This window comes from Nocardioides sp. CCNWLW239 (assembly GCF_037137035.1).
GTDB lineage: Bacteria > Actinomycetota > Actinomycetes > Propionibacteriales > Nocardioidaceae > Nocardioides.
This window is the reverse complement of record NZ_JBBBNW010000001.1, coordinates 772,991-786,865: the sequence shown is the minus strand read 5'-3', so window position 1 is coordinate 786,865 and position 13,875 is coordinate 772,991. Positions and strand designations below refer to the sequence as shown.

Sequence of the window (13,875 nt, the reverse complement as noted above, 5' to 3'; positions counted from 1 at the left end):
GTGCTCGGTTCGGCTCGGTCAGGGTGCGTTGATACTACCCGTCGGTAACTTACATGTGAAGAAACGGCCCACGACCTGGTCGGGTCGCGGGCCGTTTCTCAGGACAGCCTCAGTGGGTCAAGGCTTCACTTGTTGGCGTTCACCTTGAACTTCGCGTGACCGATGTTGACGATCGACTTGGTGCCGTCGGTCGCGTCGAGGAGCGTCAGCCGCAGGGCGACGACCTCGATCAGGTTCTTGCTCCGCTCGACGATGACGTTGGTCTCGATCTTGGCCAGGCCGGGGATGTTGACGCGGGAGAGCGCCGACCCGAGCTGGGCGAGGGAGACCTTCTCCTTGCCGATGTAGATGTCACCGAACTTGGTGCCCGCGGAGGACGACGTCGAGCCCTTGCCCTTGACGTACTTCACGTTCGCCTGGGCGCGGATGGCCTCGATGCGGATCGCGCCGTCGCCGATGTTGACGCTGGCGACCTCACCGAAGGTGTAGCCCTCGGCGGTGGTCTTGGTCTGGTTCGAGCGCTGACCGCTGGTCAGGCCCTTGACGTCCAGGACCTTGCCCGCCTCGCCCAACGGCACGCCGGCAATGGACTTGGTCTTCAGCTTGCCCTTGGTGCCGGCGCAGCCGGCGTTGGTCAGCGGGTTCTTGCCGACCTTGACGACACCGCCGAGCGCGGTGGCGTCGACCGAGTTGGAGAAGCCGTTGAACACCGCGGTGAAGGCCTGGCCGTTGATCTCGGCGCGCGAGCGACCGACGATGACCTCGGAGTCGGTGCCGTGGAGCTTGATCCAGATGCCGTTGGCGTAGGACAGCGCGCCGTCGGCGTTGGCCTGCTCGACGACGTTGCCGATGCCGATCGTGGCGATGCCGGGAATGACCAGCGGCTTGTCACGGCCGGGGATCGGAAGGTCGAGCTTGCGGCCCGGGCCGGCCGGGTCGAGAACGATGTGGGCGATCTTGGCGTTCGAGTCGGCCTTGTAGCCCTTGCCGTCCCACCATGCCTGGGAGACCGAGCTGAGACCCTCGATGGTGACCTTGCCCAGCGGGCTCTTGTCGAGCACCACGTCGGCGATCTTGTGCTCCGAGATGGACTTGACCGTCGAGCCGGACTTGACGGTCCGCTGCTTGGTCGTGGTCGCGCCGATCGTGCCGACACCGGGCACCTTGGCGCCGGCGGTGTTGTTGTTGACGTCGTAGCCAGCCTTACGGGTGCACCCGATGGTCTGGTATCCGAGGTCTCCAGAGTTGGCCGGGATGCTTCCACCGGTCACGCGGGTGCCGAAGCCGCTGGCGAACATCCCGAAGGACGTCTCCGTGAGTGCGGCCTGTGATGGCGCCGGCACAACCAGGACTGCGCCGACGACGGCGGCAGCGGCTGCGGACAGCGCGAGCGTACGAATGCTTCGCATTGTTGGTTGGACTCCGATTCTGCGGTGGGGATCCCCCAAGATCCCCGCTACGGGGCCGTGCCACCTGCCAGATCCGGGGGAACCTGGCGCACTCCCGAGTTATGGGGTGGCACAACGCTCAAACGAGAGAAAACCACGGAAGTTATCGGGACCGAGGTCCTTTTTCGGAATGGCCCGTCCTGACTAGGGCCACACCATCCAGGCGTACGCAAACGGGCCGCGACCTCGGCTGAGGTCGCGGCCCGTCACGGGAACCCGGGTCTACGGGGTCAGATCGATCTTGATGCCGGTGAGGGTGCCGACGACGCCGGTCGCGGTGTCGAGCAAGGGACCGATCACAGTGTCGGAAAGTGCCGGCGGTGCTGGTGCTGGTGCTGGTGCGGGGGCGGGCGCCGGCTCGGGGGCGGGTTCCGGCTCGGGTTCGGGCTGCGGCGCCGGTTCAGGGGCTGGAGCGGGCTTCGGCGCCGGACCCTTGTCCGCCAGGGTGTTACCGGTCTGCGGGGTGGAGAAGTCCCTGGTGGCGGAGTGGGCGCCGCCGTAGGTGTCGGCGGCCGACGGTGCGTCGTAGTTGCCGTTGGAGTGCTTGGCGACATTCGTGGGGCGCGCGGGCCCGGAGAAGGGCGAGATCTGCTCCGGGGCGATCACCCCAGGAGCGTCGATCACCTGCTGCTCGCTGCTCCTGTCCGCCACGGGCACCGCGGCGTACGTGTCCGCGCCCGCCGTGAACTGCTGCGCCTCGGCACCGGGGTCGACGTTGGCCTGGGCGTAGGCGCCGATCCCGGCCGAGGCGATCGCCATCGCGGCGAGCGGCAGCAGCACCGCCTTCCGGTTGCGCCGGGCCCTCGGCATCGGCCGCGGGGCGGCCGAGGAGCCGTCCCGGGTTGGCACCTGCATCGCGGCGTACGGCGGCATCGCGGGGTTGGCGAAGATCATCGGCCCTGCGGGGTGCAGCTGCTGGGCCGCATAGGGGCTGGGGTGGTAGGCGTACTGCGGCAGCCGGGAGGGCGGCGGCAGCGGCCGCTGGTAGTCGAGCCGTGTCGGCCGGAAGGGCGCGGCATCGGGGCGTCGGCGGACGACGCTGGTCGGGTTCGTCCGGGGATTGGTGAACCATGACTCGTCCGACGGTGTCATCCCCTGAAGAGCCCGGTGGGCGATCTCGAGGGGGTCGGGCGCGGTCCCGTTCGTGGGGAGCATCGGTGGTGCGGGGTGTCGAGCCGGCGTGGGCGGGACGTTCGAGCGGTCCCCCGTCGCGGGCCGACGGTTCGCTTCAGTCATCTGACGCTGTCTCCTGAGCGCGTAGCGAGTGTCGGTTGTGTCGCGCAGCACGTAACGGAACCAGAATCGCGACTGTTTGTCACCTTCTTCTCGGAAAAAAGTTACCGATCCGCCCAAATGGGGGAGCGGGTAACTAACCAGATACATCCTGGGGTATGTGGGACTCGTGGGGCAACAACCCTGAGTCGGATTGGGAATCGGTCAGCGCCGAGTCGGCTGCCTGGCCACACTGTGTGCCCATGTCTCCCACGATCACCCGTTCCCGCATCGCTCTTCCCGAGATCAGCTCCCGTGCATGGGAGCATCCGGCGGACAGAGGTGCACTGGTCGCTCTGCGTAAGCTGCGAGGCTTCGACACCGTGCTCAAGGCTGTCAACGGCCTGATCAGCGAACGGGTGACCCGGTTGTCACTGCTGGGCGATGCTGTCCGGGTCGACGAGCGGCAGTTCCCGCGTATCCACTATCTGCTGATGGATGCCGGACGAGTTCTCGATGCCAAGGAGCTGCCCGAGCTGTACGTCACCACCGATCCGACGGTGAACGCGATGACCATCGGTATGGACCGGCCGATGATCCTGCTCAACTCGGCCCTCGTGGAGCTGCTCGACGACGACGAGCTGCGGTTCGCGATCGCACACGAGCTGGGACATGCGCTGTCCGGACACGCCGTCTACCGCACGCTGCTGTTGCGACTGATGCAGTTCAGCGGACTGTGGAGTGCGGTTCCGCTGGGCGCGCTGGGCATCCGGGTGATCATCGCGGCACTCATGGAGTGGTCGCGCAAGGCCGAGCTGTCGGCCGACCGTGCCGGCCTGCTGGTGTGTCAGGATCCTGCCGCAGTGCTGCGCACCCACATGAAGCTGGCAGGTGGTGTCCAGCTCGACGAGCTCGACCCGGCGTCGTTCCTGGCCCAGGGCTCGGAGTACTCCGAGGCGGGCGACGTACGTGACTCGATCCTCAAGCTCCTGCTGCTCGAGCAGCGGAGCCATCCGATGGGGGTCGTTCGTGCGACCGAGGCGCGTCGCTGGATCGACTCCGGGGCGTACGCGAAGATCCTCACCGGCGACTATCCGCGGCGGTCCGGAGACGCGGACGCGAAGATCTCCGACGCGGCGCGCGAAGCCGCGGACCACTACTCGCAGAGCTTCGCCCGTGCCGGAGACGCGTTGTCGAAGCTCGTGAAAGACATCGGTGGCACCGTCGGCGGCGCGCTGAACTGGCTCGGTGACAAGCTGCAGGGCAACGCGAGGGACGGGGCCTGAGGTGGGTCCGGCCTGGCGGCGAACGGCCGCCAGGCCGGCGCTGTCACAGCGCGGCGATGGCCTCTGCGATGCTCAGCGTGCGCCGTGCGGACTCGACGTGGAGGTTCTCCACCATCTTGCCGTTGTAGGTCACGACGCCGCCGTCGCTGGCCTCCCAGGTCTCGATGAGGCCCTGGGCGTCGGCCACGGCCTGCTCGCTCGGGGCGAAGCCGGCGTTGGCGGCCTCGACCTGGGAGGGGTGGACCAGGGTCTTGCCGTCGAACCCGTAGATCCGGCCCTGCTCGACCTCCGCCGCGTAGCCCTCGGCGTCCTTCACGTTGTTGTAGACACCGTCGAGGATGACCTTGCCGCTCGCGCGCGCGGCGAGCACCGCGAGCTGGAGCGAGGTCACCAGGTTCGTGCGGCCCGGGACGTGGTCGACGTACAGCTCCTTGACCAGGTCGTTCGTGCCCAGGACGAGCACGGTCAGCCGCTCGGAGGCCGAGGCGATCTCCTCGGTGTGGAGGATGGCGTACGGGCTCTCGATCATCGCCCAGAGCTTGGTCTCCTCCGGGACGCCGGCCTTCTCGAAGGCCGCGACGAGGTCCTTGACCTGCTGGGCGGAGTTGACCTTGGGGACCACGATCGCGTCGGGTCCGGCCTTGGCGGCGGCGGCCAGGTCGTCGGCGTGCCACTCGGTGTCGGCGCCGTTGATCCGGATGGTGAGGTACTTGTTGCCGTAGTCACCCGAGCTCACGGCCGCGGCCGCGTTCTCGCGCGCCTCCGCCTTCGCGTCGGGGGCGACGGCGTCCTCGAGGTCGAGGATCAGCGCGTCGGCGGCGATCGTCTTGGCCTTCTCGAGGGCACGGGTGTTGGAGCTCGGCATGTAGAGGACCGAGCGGAGGGGACGGAAGGTCTCGGTCATGATCAGTCCTCGATCTCGATGGTGTCGTAGAGCTCCTTGAGCTTCGGGTCGATGGCGGCCAGCTCCTCGGCGAGGTCGACGAGGACGAGGCACTGCTTGAGCGAGGCGTCGTCCTCCATCTTGCCGTCGAGCATGACCGCACCGGTGCCGTCGCCCATCGCCTTGACGACGCGGCGGGCGTGCTTGATGTCCTCGACGCTGGGGGAGAAGACGCGGTTGGCGATCTCGATCTGCTTCGGGTGGAGGCTCCAGGTGCCGACGCAGCCGAGCAGGAACGCGTTGCGGAACTGGTCCTCGGCCGCGACCACGTCGGTGATGTCGCCGAAGGGGCCGTAGTAGGGGTAGATCCCGGCCTCGGCGCAGGCGTCGACCATCTTCGCGATGGTGTAGTGCCACAGGTCCTGCTGGAAGACCGTGCGGTTGCCGTGGATGTCGCCGTCGACCGGGTCCTGCCGGACCAGGTAGCCCGGGTGGCCGCCGCCGACGCGGGTGGTCTTCATCTTGCGGTCGGCTGCTAGGTCCGCGGGGCCCAGGGAGATGCCCTGCATCCGCGGCGAGGCGAGCGCGATCTCCTCGACGTTGGCCACGCCGCGCGCGGTCTCGAGGATGGCGTGGATGAGGATCGGCCGCTGTACGCCGCCCTTGGCCTCGAGCTGGGCGAGGATCCGGTCCACGTAGTGGATGTCCTCGGGGCCCTGCACCTTCGGCACCATCACGACGTCGAGCTTGTCGCCGATCTCGGTGACCAGGGTGATGAGGTCGTCGAGCACCCACGGGGAGTCGAGGCTGTTGATCCGGGTCCAGAGCTGGGTCTTGCCGAAGTCGGTCGCCTTGGCGATCTCGACCAGGCCCTCGCGCGCGGCGACCTTGTTGTCCGCCTTGACGGCGTCCTCCAGGTTGCCGAGGAGGACGTCGACGGTGCCGACCATGGCCGGCACCTTGGCCGCCATCTTCGGGTTCGACGGGTCGAAGAAGTGGATCGCGCGGCTCGGCCGTGCCGGGATCTCCCGCAGCGGTGCGGGGGCGCCCACCGCCAACGGCGCGAAGAAGTCCTTAGGGCTCTTGTGACTCATGCCGGTCACCCTAACGGCCGGGGGTTACCGGCCGGTAGGCGTCTCGGCTTGTAACGATCACGGTCGACGTCGGGCGGGGTGGTCCTTCGGTACGCGGGCGCCGTGCCGGATCCGGGCGCCGGCGTCGAGGCCGGCGAGGACGGAGCGCACCGTGGTGCGGAGCTTGCTGGGGTTCTTCCGGTAGCTGGTCATGACTCCATCGTGCTCGCGTTGGGCCGGTTCGAGGAGTGGCAGAATTGACTATGAATGATAGATTCTTGCCATGTCAGTGAAGCCGTCTGTCGCCATCCCGATCGTCGACGGGATGACCCTGTTCGAGATCGGGATGCCGCTCGAGGCGCTCGGCTACGACTGGGACCACGACGCCAGCCCGCTCTACGACGTGGTGCTGTGCGGCGACCTGCGTGGCGTACGTGTCCATGGTGGGCCGCGGCTGACCCCGCACCGGCCGATGACCGCACTGACCGCGGCCGACACGGTGCTCGTCCCCGCGATCCGGCCGGGCGATCCGGTCAGCCCGACCCTGGTCCGGGAGCTCCGCCGGGCCGCCGAGGCCGGAGCCCGGATGGTCTCGCTGTGCACCGGCGCCTTCGCCCTCGCCGAGGCCGGGCTGCTCGACGGTCGCCGGGCCACGACCCACTGGCGCTGGGCGGACCTGTTCCGGCGTACGTATCCAGGGGTCGAGCTCGACCCGCGGGCGATCTACGTCGACGACGGCGTGCTGACCAGCGCGGGCTCGGCCGCGGGCCTGGACCTGTGCCTCCACCTGATCCGAACCGACCACGGCCAGCACGCCGCCAACACCATCGCCCGCAACCTGGTCATCGCCTCGCACCGCGACGGCGACCAGGCCCAGTACGTCGCGGCCGACCCGCTCACCGAGCAGGCCCGTTGGCTCGACGAGCTGCGCACCTGGCTCCGTGCCCACCTGCACGAGGACGTCGCCCTCGAGCGCCTGGCGGCCGCCGCCGCGGTCTCGCCGCGCACCCTCGCCCGGCGCTTCGAGCGCGATCTGGCCACCACCCCGATGCGCTGGGTGACCGCCGAGCGGATCGCGGTCGCCAAGACCCTCCTGGAGACCACAGACCTCCCGATCGACCGGGTCAGCCACGAGGCGGGCTACTACTCGCCGGTGACTTTCAGGGCCGGGTTCATCTCGGAGGTCGGGGTGACTCCTGGGCGCTATCGGACGCGGTTCTCGCGGCGTGAGGTCGGGTAGCGTCCGGGTGATGCGTTGAACGCCCACCGAGGTAACTCGGTCCGGTCTCGCCTGCTTCGCGGAGTTCCATGAAGACAGTGGCGTTCCACCGAGCTACCTCGGTGAACATTCACCGCCGCCGCTGCCACCAGCGACGCTTCCGTGCGTCCTCCTGGCGGCGTACGTTCTTGGCGGCCTCGACCCGCGCGGCGCGGCGCTCGCGCCACTCGTCGAGGGTGGCCTCGACGTCGCGGGGCATGGTGATGAGAGGCGGGCCCTCGGGGGCGCCGTAGCGAGCGGCGATGACACGCTCGTTGAACTCCTCGATGATCCTGCGGGCGCCGTCCTCGGTGGTCTCGCGATCGAGGAGGCCGTCGAGCTCGGCGTCGTCCTTGCGGAGCTGGACGGACCGGGGGAGCACGACGATCTGCTCGCGCTCGATGAGCTGCTTGACCCACCAGTCGGGGTCGTGGTCGCGGTCGAGGTTCTTGATCGGCTTGCCGGCGCCGGGCAGGTTGTCGAACTCGCCGCGCTGGATCGACTGCTGCACCTGGAGATCTACCCACTTGACCTGGTCCTGCATGCGGGCGGCGGCCGCTGACCTGCTCGCAGCATCGTCGAGGCGGGGCGTCGGCGTCTCCGGGCGCTCGTCGGGACGGTCTTCGCTCGTGGTCATGTGGTCACCTCCAGCGTCGGAAAGTTTACCCAGTGCTGGAAGCGCGGCGGGGCAGCAGAAGCAGCAGCCCGGCCACGAGAGCGGTGACGCCGCAGACCGCCCACACCGTCAGGTAGCCCGACAGCGGCGCGTGCGCCTCACCGCTGATCGAGCCGTCCGCGGCGAGCGCGATCGCGAAGACCGCGGAGGCGATCGCGCCGCCAACGGTCTTGGTGGCGTTGGTCATGCCGGTCGCGAACGCGGTGCGGGACGACGGTGCGGCGGCGGCGGCCGCCGCCGGGAGCGAGGCCACCAGTGCGCCCGAGCCGAGCCCGACGACGGCCATGTTGAGGAGTCCTTGAGCGGTGGTGTCGTGGAACGGGAGCCACATCAGATAGCCCGCGGCCACCAGGAAGCAGGCGACCGCCTGCGCCCGCACCGGTCCGAGGAACCGTGCCCACAGCGGCAGGGTGAAGGCGGAGACGGCCATCGCGATGACGTACTCGGCGATCAGCAACGACACGAACGACGCGCCCGCTCCCAGCCCGAAGCCGGCCTCTGCGGGGTCGGTGCGTGCGAACGTCGACAGCGGGATCTGCGCTCCCAGCACCGACATCCCGAAGAGGAACGCGGTCAGCTGGATCGGCCACTGCCCGCGCGAGACGAGCAGACGTACGTCGATGAGAGGCTCGCGCTGCCCCGCGTCGTCCAGCGCGGTCTCGATGTGCCAGAACGGGATCAGTGCGAGCAGACCCAGGAGCACGAGCGCCCAGGCGAGCATCGACCCCGCTCCGAGGACACGTACGCCGACCAGGCCCGCCATGACCAGGCCGAGCACGACGGTCAGCACCGCCAGCCCGAGCCAGTCGAAGGCGCCGCCGCTGGTGCCGGAGTCCGGCTCGATGCCGACGGCGATCACGACGAAGACCGCGGTCACGGCCACGGCCGGGAAGGACAGGATGACCCACATCGGGAGCACGCCGACGAGAGCGCCGGCGGCGACCGCGCCGATGATCACCGAAAGCTGCAGCGCACCGACCAGGACCCCCGCGGCCCGCCGGGTGAGCGCGGTGTCACCCCCGGTGCGCTTGTGGACGATGGCGACCTCGAGCGGCAGCCAGATGACGTAGGCGCCCTGGATCGACCAGGCGACCAGGAACGAGCCGAAGTCGGGAGCGACCACGGTCCACCAGGTGGCGGCCGCGGTGACGCCCGTCGCCAGCAGGAGCACCTTCTTGTGGCCGATCAGGTCGCCGAGCCGGGCGAGCGGCGGCACGCACAGCGCGGAGACGATCAGCTGTCCGGCCTCGAGCCAGTTGAGGTCGGCGTCGGAGACGCCGAGATGGTCGGCGAGGTCGGAGAAGATCGGGGTGTAGTAACCCTGCAGGATGCCGCTGGCGAACTCGACGGCCACCAGGAAGCCGACGATCACCCAGATTCCGTGGGCGGCCTTCTGGACGCCGGTGCGCTGACTTTCGGTGGTCACAGCGACTCGATCAACCTTCGGTAGAAACGGATTCCGTCGAGGTAGTCATCGACCCTGATGTTCTCGTCGGCGGCGTGGATGGTGGCCCGCTGGGCAGCGGTCATCCGGAACGGCGCGAACCGGTAGACCCGGTCGCTGATCTCGTAGAAGAAGCGTGAGTCGGTCGCGGCCATGACCGTGTAGGGCGCCGGGACCGCCTCCGGGAAGACCTCCGCGATGGCGTCGGTGATCGTCGTGAAGGCCTCGTCACGAGGGGAGACTGGCGACGGCTCGCCCGCGCGGACGACCTCGATCTGGACCTGCTTGTCGCCGATCGCTGCGCGCAGCCGCTCGACGACCTCGGCGACCGTCTCGCCGATCATGATCCGCAGGTTGACCCCGGCCGAGGCCGCTGAGGCGATGACGTTGGCCGCGGGGCTGCCCTCGAGCGTCGTGATCGCGACGGTGGTGCGGACCAGTGCGGCGGGTTCCGGGCCGAGCCGGGGCAGCAGCCGGGCCAGTGCCGGCGCGAGCCGGCCGGCGTTGGCCAGCACCGGGCGCAGGGGCTTGGCGGCGTACGGCGCGATCTGCTCGAACATCTCGACCGTCGGCGCCGGCAGCTGCACCGGCATCGACATCCGGTCGAGCCGGGTGATCGCCCGGGCCAGCCGGGCGGTCGGCCCGTTCTGCCGCGGGGTGGAGGAGTGGCCGCCGTCGCCGGTCACCAGGAGGCGTACGTCGGTGGTGCCCTTCTCAGCGACGCCGACGACCCCGATCGGCGCGGCGACACCCGGGAAGGCGTCGAACGCGACCGCGCCGCCCTCGTCGAGCACGAACCACGGCTCGACCCCTCGGGAGCGCAGCTCCTCGACGGCCGCCCGCGCCGCCTCGCCGGTCGTCTCCTCGTCGGAGCCGAACGACAGCCAGACGTCGTACGCAGGCACGAACCCCGTCGCGAGGAGCTCCTCGACCGCGGCGCAGATCGCCACGAGCTGGCCCTTGTCGTCGAGCGTGCCGCGCCCGTGGATCACGCCGTCGACGATCTCACCGCCGAACGGATCGTGCGTCCATTCCCCGGCGATCGGTACGACGTCCTGATGGGCCATCAGGACGACCGGCTTCTCGGTCGAGGCGCCGGGCCAGCGGAAGAGGAGCCCGTGGCTGCCGACCGGGGTGAGGTCGAGCGTCGAGTGCAGCAGCGGGAAGTGGTGGCGCAGCGCCTCGTGGAGCTGCTCGAACGCCGCCGCCTCCGCCCCCGAGCCGTCGTTGACGGTCGGGGCTCGAAGGGCGGCCTGAAGAGCGGCGACGGCGTCGAGTGTCATGGCCGAAACCTAGCTCCACCACCGTGGTGCGGGTCACCCCGGTGGTGGGTCCGTCACCAGTTTGTGGCGTTCCCGGGCAGCTTCACCTGATGCGGGTGGATGACGTAGGTGATCCCGTCGGTCGAGGTCTGCCAGACCCGTTCGAAGTTCTCCCGGGTGTAGACGTTGCGGACCTGGTCGTTGGAGGGGTAGTTGGGGTCGTAGATGATCGGGTCGCCCTCGGCGGTGAAGCCGCCGATGACCAGCAGGTGGCCGTCGGTGCCGTAGCCGGACTCGGGCATCTCCTCGAGGTCCCAGTTGGCCGAGACGACCAGCGGGATGCCGGCCTTCACGAACCGCTCCGCCTCGGCGAGGGAACGCAGCCGGGTCACGAACCCGTCGAGTCCCCAGCGGGTGGCGTAGGCGGTGTTGAACGGCCAGTTGCCGGCGCCCTCGTAGGCGTAGTCCCAGGTGTTGATCGCGGCGTAGTCGACCTGCGGGTCGCCGTTGGGCGCCACGATCCCCTCGAGCTCGCTCGCGGGCACCTCCCGGCCCCAGTGGTACTGGACCATCGTCGTCGAGGTCGGCGAGCACCAGACCTGTCCGCCGCCGCCGAACTCCGGGTATTCGCCGCGGTGCTTGTTCTGGCTGAACGGCGGCACCCCGAGGTCGATCTCCCGGTCGAGGGTCGGCGTGCTCGTGCCGGGGTAGGCCGAGCTGGGGATGTATTCGTTCGTCAGCGTCGAGAGCGACCGCAGGCTCGGGGACGCCGTCGAGCCCTCCGGGCGCAGCAGGGTGACGCTGGTCTGGAACGCCTCGGGCTCCTTGCCGGTCCGAGCGACGTACGTGTCGGTGTAGAGCGCCGCGTCGGTGTCGTTCTGTCCGTTGACCGAGGTGCGGTGGATGTCGCCGGCTGCGAAGTCGTCGCCGGCGGTCCATCGACCCATCACGAACCACTTCGTCCAGGTGCCGTCCGCCTTGCGGCCGCGGAACCGGATCTCGGCCCAGGTGCCGGTCGGGGTGGCGACGTCCCAGGAGGTGACCGACTCGTCGATCGCGTAGCCGGTCTCGACCACCGGTGAGGTCCAGGTGCCGGTCTCGTAGGTCTTCGCCGTGCCGTCCCCGAACGGGTCGGTGTAGGTGGTCGTGCCGGTGCTGCCCGCGATCCGCAGGGCGCCGTGCTTCCCCGGCAGCAGGCCGCTCGAGCTGCCCTTCGCGAAGTCTCCGGCGTTGTCCCAGCGGGTGAGAGTGATATCGGTGGTGGGGGTCTCAGGCTCGGCCGCGTGGACCGGAGTCGTGGGTGCTACCAGAACGGTTGCGGCGGCGAGTGCAGCAACGTACGCAAGGCGGGACCGTGGGCTCATGCCCGGCAGGCTATTCCTCCTCCGAGGCGCGGGCAGGGCAATTCGCCAACTCGGCTCCCTCGCTCTGCAGTTTCCGAGAAACGTCGGCACCGGGTGGCATCCTTGGTCACCGTGAACAACTTCGCTTCCGACGGCTGGTTCAAGGACGAGTTCCACAAGAGGTATGCCGAGTCGGCCAAGGAGATCGGCCGGTTCAATCTGGCGGTGTTCGGTAAGACCGGAGTCGGGAAGTCCACGCTGGTCAACGCCGTCTTCGGGGCGGAGGTGGCGAAAACCGGGATCGGTGAGCCGGTGACGAAGGAGTCGACGCTCTACCTGCACACCAGCGGGTTCTTCGGGCTGCTCGACACCCAGGGCCTGGAGATCGGTGTCGAGGGCGACCGGGTGATCAAGGACCTCGCCAAGCTGATCCAGGATCGGCGCCGCAAGCCGCAGTCGGAGCAGATCCACGTGGCCTGGTATGCCGTACGTTTCGCCGACCGCCGCTTCGAGGAGACCGAGGCGGCGTTCATCCGCAAGCTCGCTGACCTGGGGCTGCCGGTCGTGCTGGTGATGACCCAGGTGCCGACCTCGCCGACCGGCGCCTACCACCCGGACGCGGTGGAGTTCGCCCAGCAGATCGACGCCCGGGGCCTGCCCGTGCACGGTGCCCGGGTCTATCTGACGAACGCCAAGGCCGATGACTTCTCGGGCCAGCAGGTCCACGGACTGCAGGAACTTGTTGATGCCACCTTTCGATGCGCGCCTGCAGGCGTCGAGGACGCCCTCATCGCCGCGCAGAAGGTGGATCTCAAGCGCAAGCAGGAGCAGGCGAAAACCGTGATCGCGGGCGCCGCGACCGCCGCCGGGGCGGCCGGGGCGACCCCGATCCCGTTCTCCGACGCGGTCGTCCTGGTGCCGATCCAGCTCGGGATGATGGCGCGCATCTCGGCGATCTACGGCATCGAGGTCGACAAGGCCGCGATGGCCTCGATCGCGGCCACCGCGGCCGCCACCCAGGCCGGCCGCACCGTGGCCGGCAACCTGCTCAAGATGATCCCCGGGTTCGGCACCGTCGGCGGCGGCGCGATCAACGCCACCGTCGCGGCGGGTTTCACCGGTGCCATCGGCGCCGCCTGGTCGACCGTGTGCGTCAAGCTCGCCGAGGGCAAGCTGCGCGGGGTCAACGGCGCACTCGACACCGAGAGCGTCCGGTCGCTCTTCCTCGACGAGCTGAAGACCCAGGTCGCGCGGCTGAAGATCAACGCCAAGGAGAAGTGAGGTCTGCCGGGGGGATGTGGGTCTAGGTATGTAGCCGAGCATTCGCTTCCCCGGTGGAGTTCCACGTGGGAAGCGACAGCTCGGCTGCATACCTAGACCAACATGCGCCCCCGGGATCAGCCGCCCATCGCCGCCTCGTACGCAGCGGCGAGCTGCTCGCTCGCACGCGGTGCGTCCGGGTCGGGCCGGGGTGTGCCCAGGTGGAGCTCGCGCAGCTCGTCCATGAACGACTCGACCATCTCGGGCCCGGCATCGCGCAGCAGCTCGGCGCGTACGCGGAGCTGCCGGGTGCCGTCACGATGGGCGAGCCCCCAGTTGCCGAGCGCGACCATGATCGGGAGGGTCTGGATGCCTGCCTCGGTCAGCGCGTAGGCCGCCTTCTGGCCACGGCCGGCCTGCTCCTTGGTCAGCAGGCCGCCCTCGACGAGCTTCTTCAGTCGGCTGCTGAGGATGTTGGAGGCGATGCCTTCCTCGGAGCTGGTGAGCAGCTCGCGGAAGTGTCGCCGGTTTCCGAACATCACGTCGCGCAGCACGATCACCGACCAGGGGTCGCCGAAGACCTCCACGGCTGCGTTGATCGGGCATCCCGACCTGGGTTCGCTCACCCGTCTGCTCCTGCATCAAATAGTGGTTGCACTCTGCAATCGGAAAGTCTACTCTCGGAGCCAGTGATTGCAAAGTGCAATCACTCTGGATCGAGGGAGATCGC

At 69.0% G+C, this 13,875-nt stretch carries 13 protein-coding genes; 3 read left to right on the top strand and 10 right to left on the bottom strand.

Going from position 1 to position 13,875, the window contains the following annotated elements; all coding sequences use genetic code 11:
* Positions 1-125: 125 nt before the first annotated feature.
* Complete coding sequence (locus WBG06_RS03830) at positions 126-1,409, bottom strand: choice-of-anchor P family protein (RefSeq protein ID WP_336735183.1); 1,284 nt, start codon at positions 1,407-1,409, stop codon at positions 126-128.
* Positions 1,410-1,670: 261 nt separating this feature from the next.
* Positions 1,671-2,684, bottom strand: coding sequence for a hypothetical protein (locus WBG06_RS03825; protein ID WP_336735182.1), 1,014 nt, complete (start codon positions 2,682-2,684; stop codon positions 1,671-1,673).
* A gap of 239 nt (positions 2,685-2,923) precedes the next feature.
* Here WBG06_RS03825 and WBG06_RS03820 point away from each other — a divergent pair, with 239 nt between their 5' ends.
* Positions 2,924-3,946, top strand: a complete 1,023-nt coding sequence (locus tag WBG06_RS03820) for a M48 family metallopeptidase (protein WP_336735181.1) — start codon at positions 2,924-2,926, stop codon at positions 3,944-3,946.
* A 43-nt stretch (positions 3,947-3,989) separates the two neighbouring features.
* On the opposite strand, the gene WBG06_RS03815 is transcribed toward WBG06_RS03820, so the two are convergent.
* Genes WBG06_RS03815 through WBG06_RS03805 form a run of 3 tightly spaced genes read right to left on the bottom strand, consistent with a single transcriptional unit; the run spans position 3,990 to position 6,115 of the window.
* Positions 3,990-4,850: an HpcH/HpaI aldolase/citrate lyase family protein gene (locus WBG06_RS03815; RefSeq protein WP_336735180.1), complete on the bottom strand. Its 861-nt coding sequence runs from the start codon at positions 4,848-4,850 to the stop codon at positions 3,990-3,992.
* Between the two features lie 2 nt (positions 4,851-4,852).
* Complete coding sequence (locus WBG06_RS03810) at positions 4,853-5,923, bottom strand: HpcH/HpaI aldolase/citrate lyase family protein (RefSeq protein WP_336735179.1); 1,071 nt, start codon at positions 5,921-5,923, stop codon at positions 4,853-4,855.
* 57 nt (positions 5,924-5,980) lie between these two features.
* The gene (locus WBG06_RS03805; RefSeq protein WP_260173804.1) at positions 5,981-6,115 is read right to left on the bottom strand and encodes a hypothetical protein; all 135 of its coding nucleotides are present in this window, start codon (positions 6,113-6,115) and stop codon (positions 5,981-5,983) included.
* Positions 6,116-6,185: 70 nt separating this feature from the next.
* On the opposite strand from WBG06_RS03805, the gene WBG06_RS03800 reads away from it, so the two are divergent.
* Positions 6,186-7,142: a GlxA family transcriptional regulator gene (locus WBG06_RS03800; protein ID WP_336735178.1), complete on the top strand. Its 957-nt coding sequence runs from the start codon at positions 6,186-6,188 to the stop codon at positions 7,140-7,142.
* A 109-nt stretch (positions 7,143-7,251) separates the two neighbouring features.
* Here WBG06_RS03800 and WBG06_RS03795 read toward each other — a convergent pair whose 3' ends face one another.
* Genes WBG06_RS03795 through WBG06_RS03780 form a run of 4 tightly spaced genes read right to left on the bottom strand, consistent with a single transcriptional unit; the run spans position 7,252 to position 11,906 of the window.
* Positions 7,252-7,797, bottom strand: coding sequence for a J-domain-containing protein (locus WBG06_RS03795; RefSeq protein ID WP_336735177.1), 546 nt, complete (start codon positions 7,795-7,797; stop codon positions 7,252-7,254).
* Between the two features lie 25 nt (positions 7,798-7,822).
* Positions 7,823-9,262, bottom strand: coding sequence for an MFS transporter (locus WBG06_RS03790; RefSeq protein WP_336735176.1), 1,440 nt, complete (start codon positions 9,260-9,262; stop codon positions 7,823-7,825).
* Entirely contained in the window at positions 9,259-10,563 is a 1,305-nt protein-coding gene (locus WBG06_RS03785) for a M20/M25/M40 family metallo-hydrolase (RefSeq protein WP_336735175.1), read from the bottom strand. Before WBG06_RS03785 ends, WBG06_RS03790 begins: the two co-directional genes overlap by 4 nt.
* Before the next feature lie 53 nt (positions 10,564-10,616).
* Positions 10,617-11,906 carry a C39 family peptidase gene (locus WBG06_RS03780; protein WP_336735174.1) on the bottom strand — a complete coding sequence of 430 codons (1,290 nt, stop codon included), beginning with the start codon at positions 11,904-11,906 and terminating at the stop codon, positions 10,617-10,619.
* A 111-nt stretch (positions 11,907-12,017) separates the two neighbouring features.
* Between WBG06_RS03780 and WBG06_RS03775 the strand changes: the two genes are divergently transcribed.
* Positions 12,018-13,166, top strand: coding sequence for a GTPase family protein (locus WBG06_RS03775; protein ID WP_336735173.1), 1,149 nt, complete (start codon positions 12,018-12,020; stop codon positions 13,164-13,166).
* Positions 13,167-13,282: 116 nt separating this feature from the next.
* On the opposite strand, the gene WBG06_RS03770 is transcribed toward WBG06_RS03775, so the two are convergent.
* Positions 13,283-13,771: a winged helix-turn-helix transcriptional regulator gene (locus tag WBG06_RS03770; protein ID WP_336735172.1), complete on the bottom strand. Its 489-nt coding sequence runs from the start codon at positions 13,769-13,771 to the stop codon at positions 13,283-13,285.
* Positions 13,772-13,875: the final 104 nt, after the last annotated feature.

Coding starts and splice junctions, on each gene's coding strand:
- WBG06_RS03830 (WP_336735183.1), bottom strand. CDS start 1,409: ATGCGAAGCATTCGTACGCTCGCGCTGTCCGCAGCCGCTGCCGCCGTC.
- WBG06_RS03825 (WP_336735182.1), bottom strand. CDS start 2,684: ATGACTGAAGCGAACCGTCGGCCCGCGACGGGGGACCGCTCGAACGTC.
- WBG06_RS03820 (WP_336735181.1), top strand. CDS start 2,924: ATGTCTCCCACGATCACCCGTTCCCGCATCGCTCTTCCCGAGATCAGC.
- WBG06_RS03815 (WP_336735180.1), bottom strand. CDS start 4,850: ATGACCGAGACCTTCCGTCCCCTCCGCTCGGTCCTCTACATGCCGAGC.
- WBG06_RS03810 (WP_336735179.1), bottom strand. CDS start 5,923: ATGAGTCACAAGAGCCCTAAGGACTTCTTCGCGCCGTTGGCGGTGGGC.
- WBG06_RS03805 (WP_260173804.1), bottom strand. CDS start 6,115: ATGACCAGCTACCGGAAGAACCCCAGCAAGCTCCGCACCACGGTGCGC.
- WBG06_RS03800 (WP_336735178.1), top strand. CDS start 6,186: ATGTCAGTGAAGCCGTCTGTCGCCATCCCGATCGTCGACGGGATGACC.
- WBG06_RS03795 (WP_336735177.1), bottom strand. CDS start 7,797: ATGACCACGAGCGAAGACCGTCCCGACGAGCGCCCGGAGACGCCGACG.
- WBG06_RS03785 (WP_336735175.1), bottom strand. CDS start 10,563: ATGACACTCGACGCCGTCGCCGCTCTTCAGGCCGCCCTTCGAGCCCCG.
- WBG06_RS03780 (WP_336735174.1), bottom strand. CDS start 11,906: ATGAGCCCACGGTCCCGCCTTGCGTACGTTGCTGCACTCGCCGCCGCA.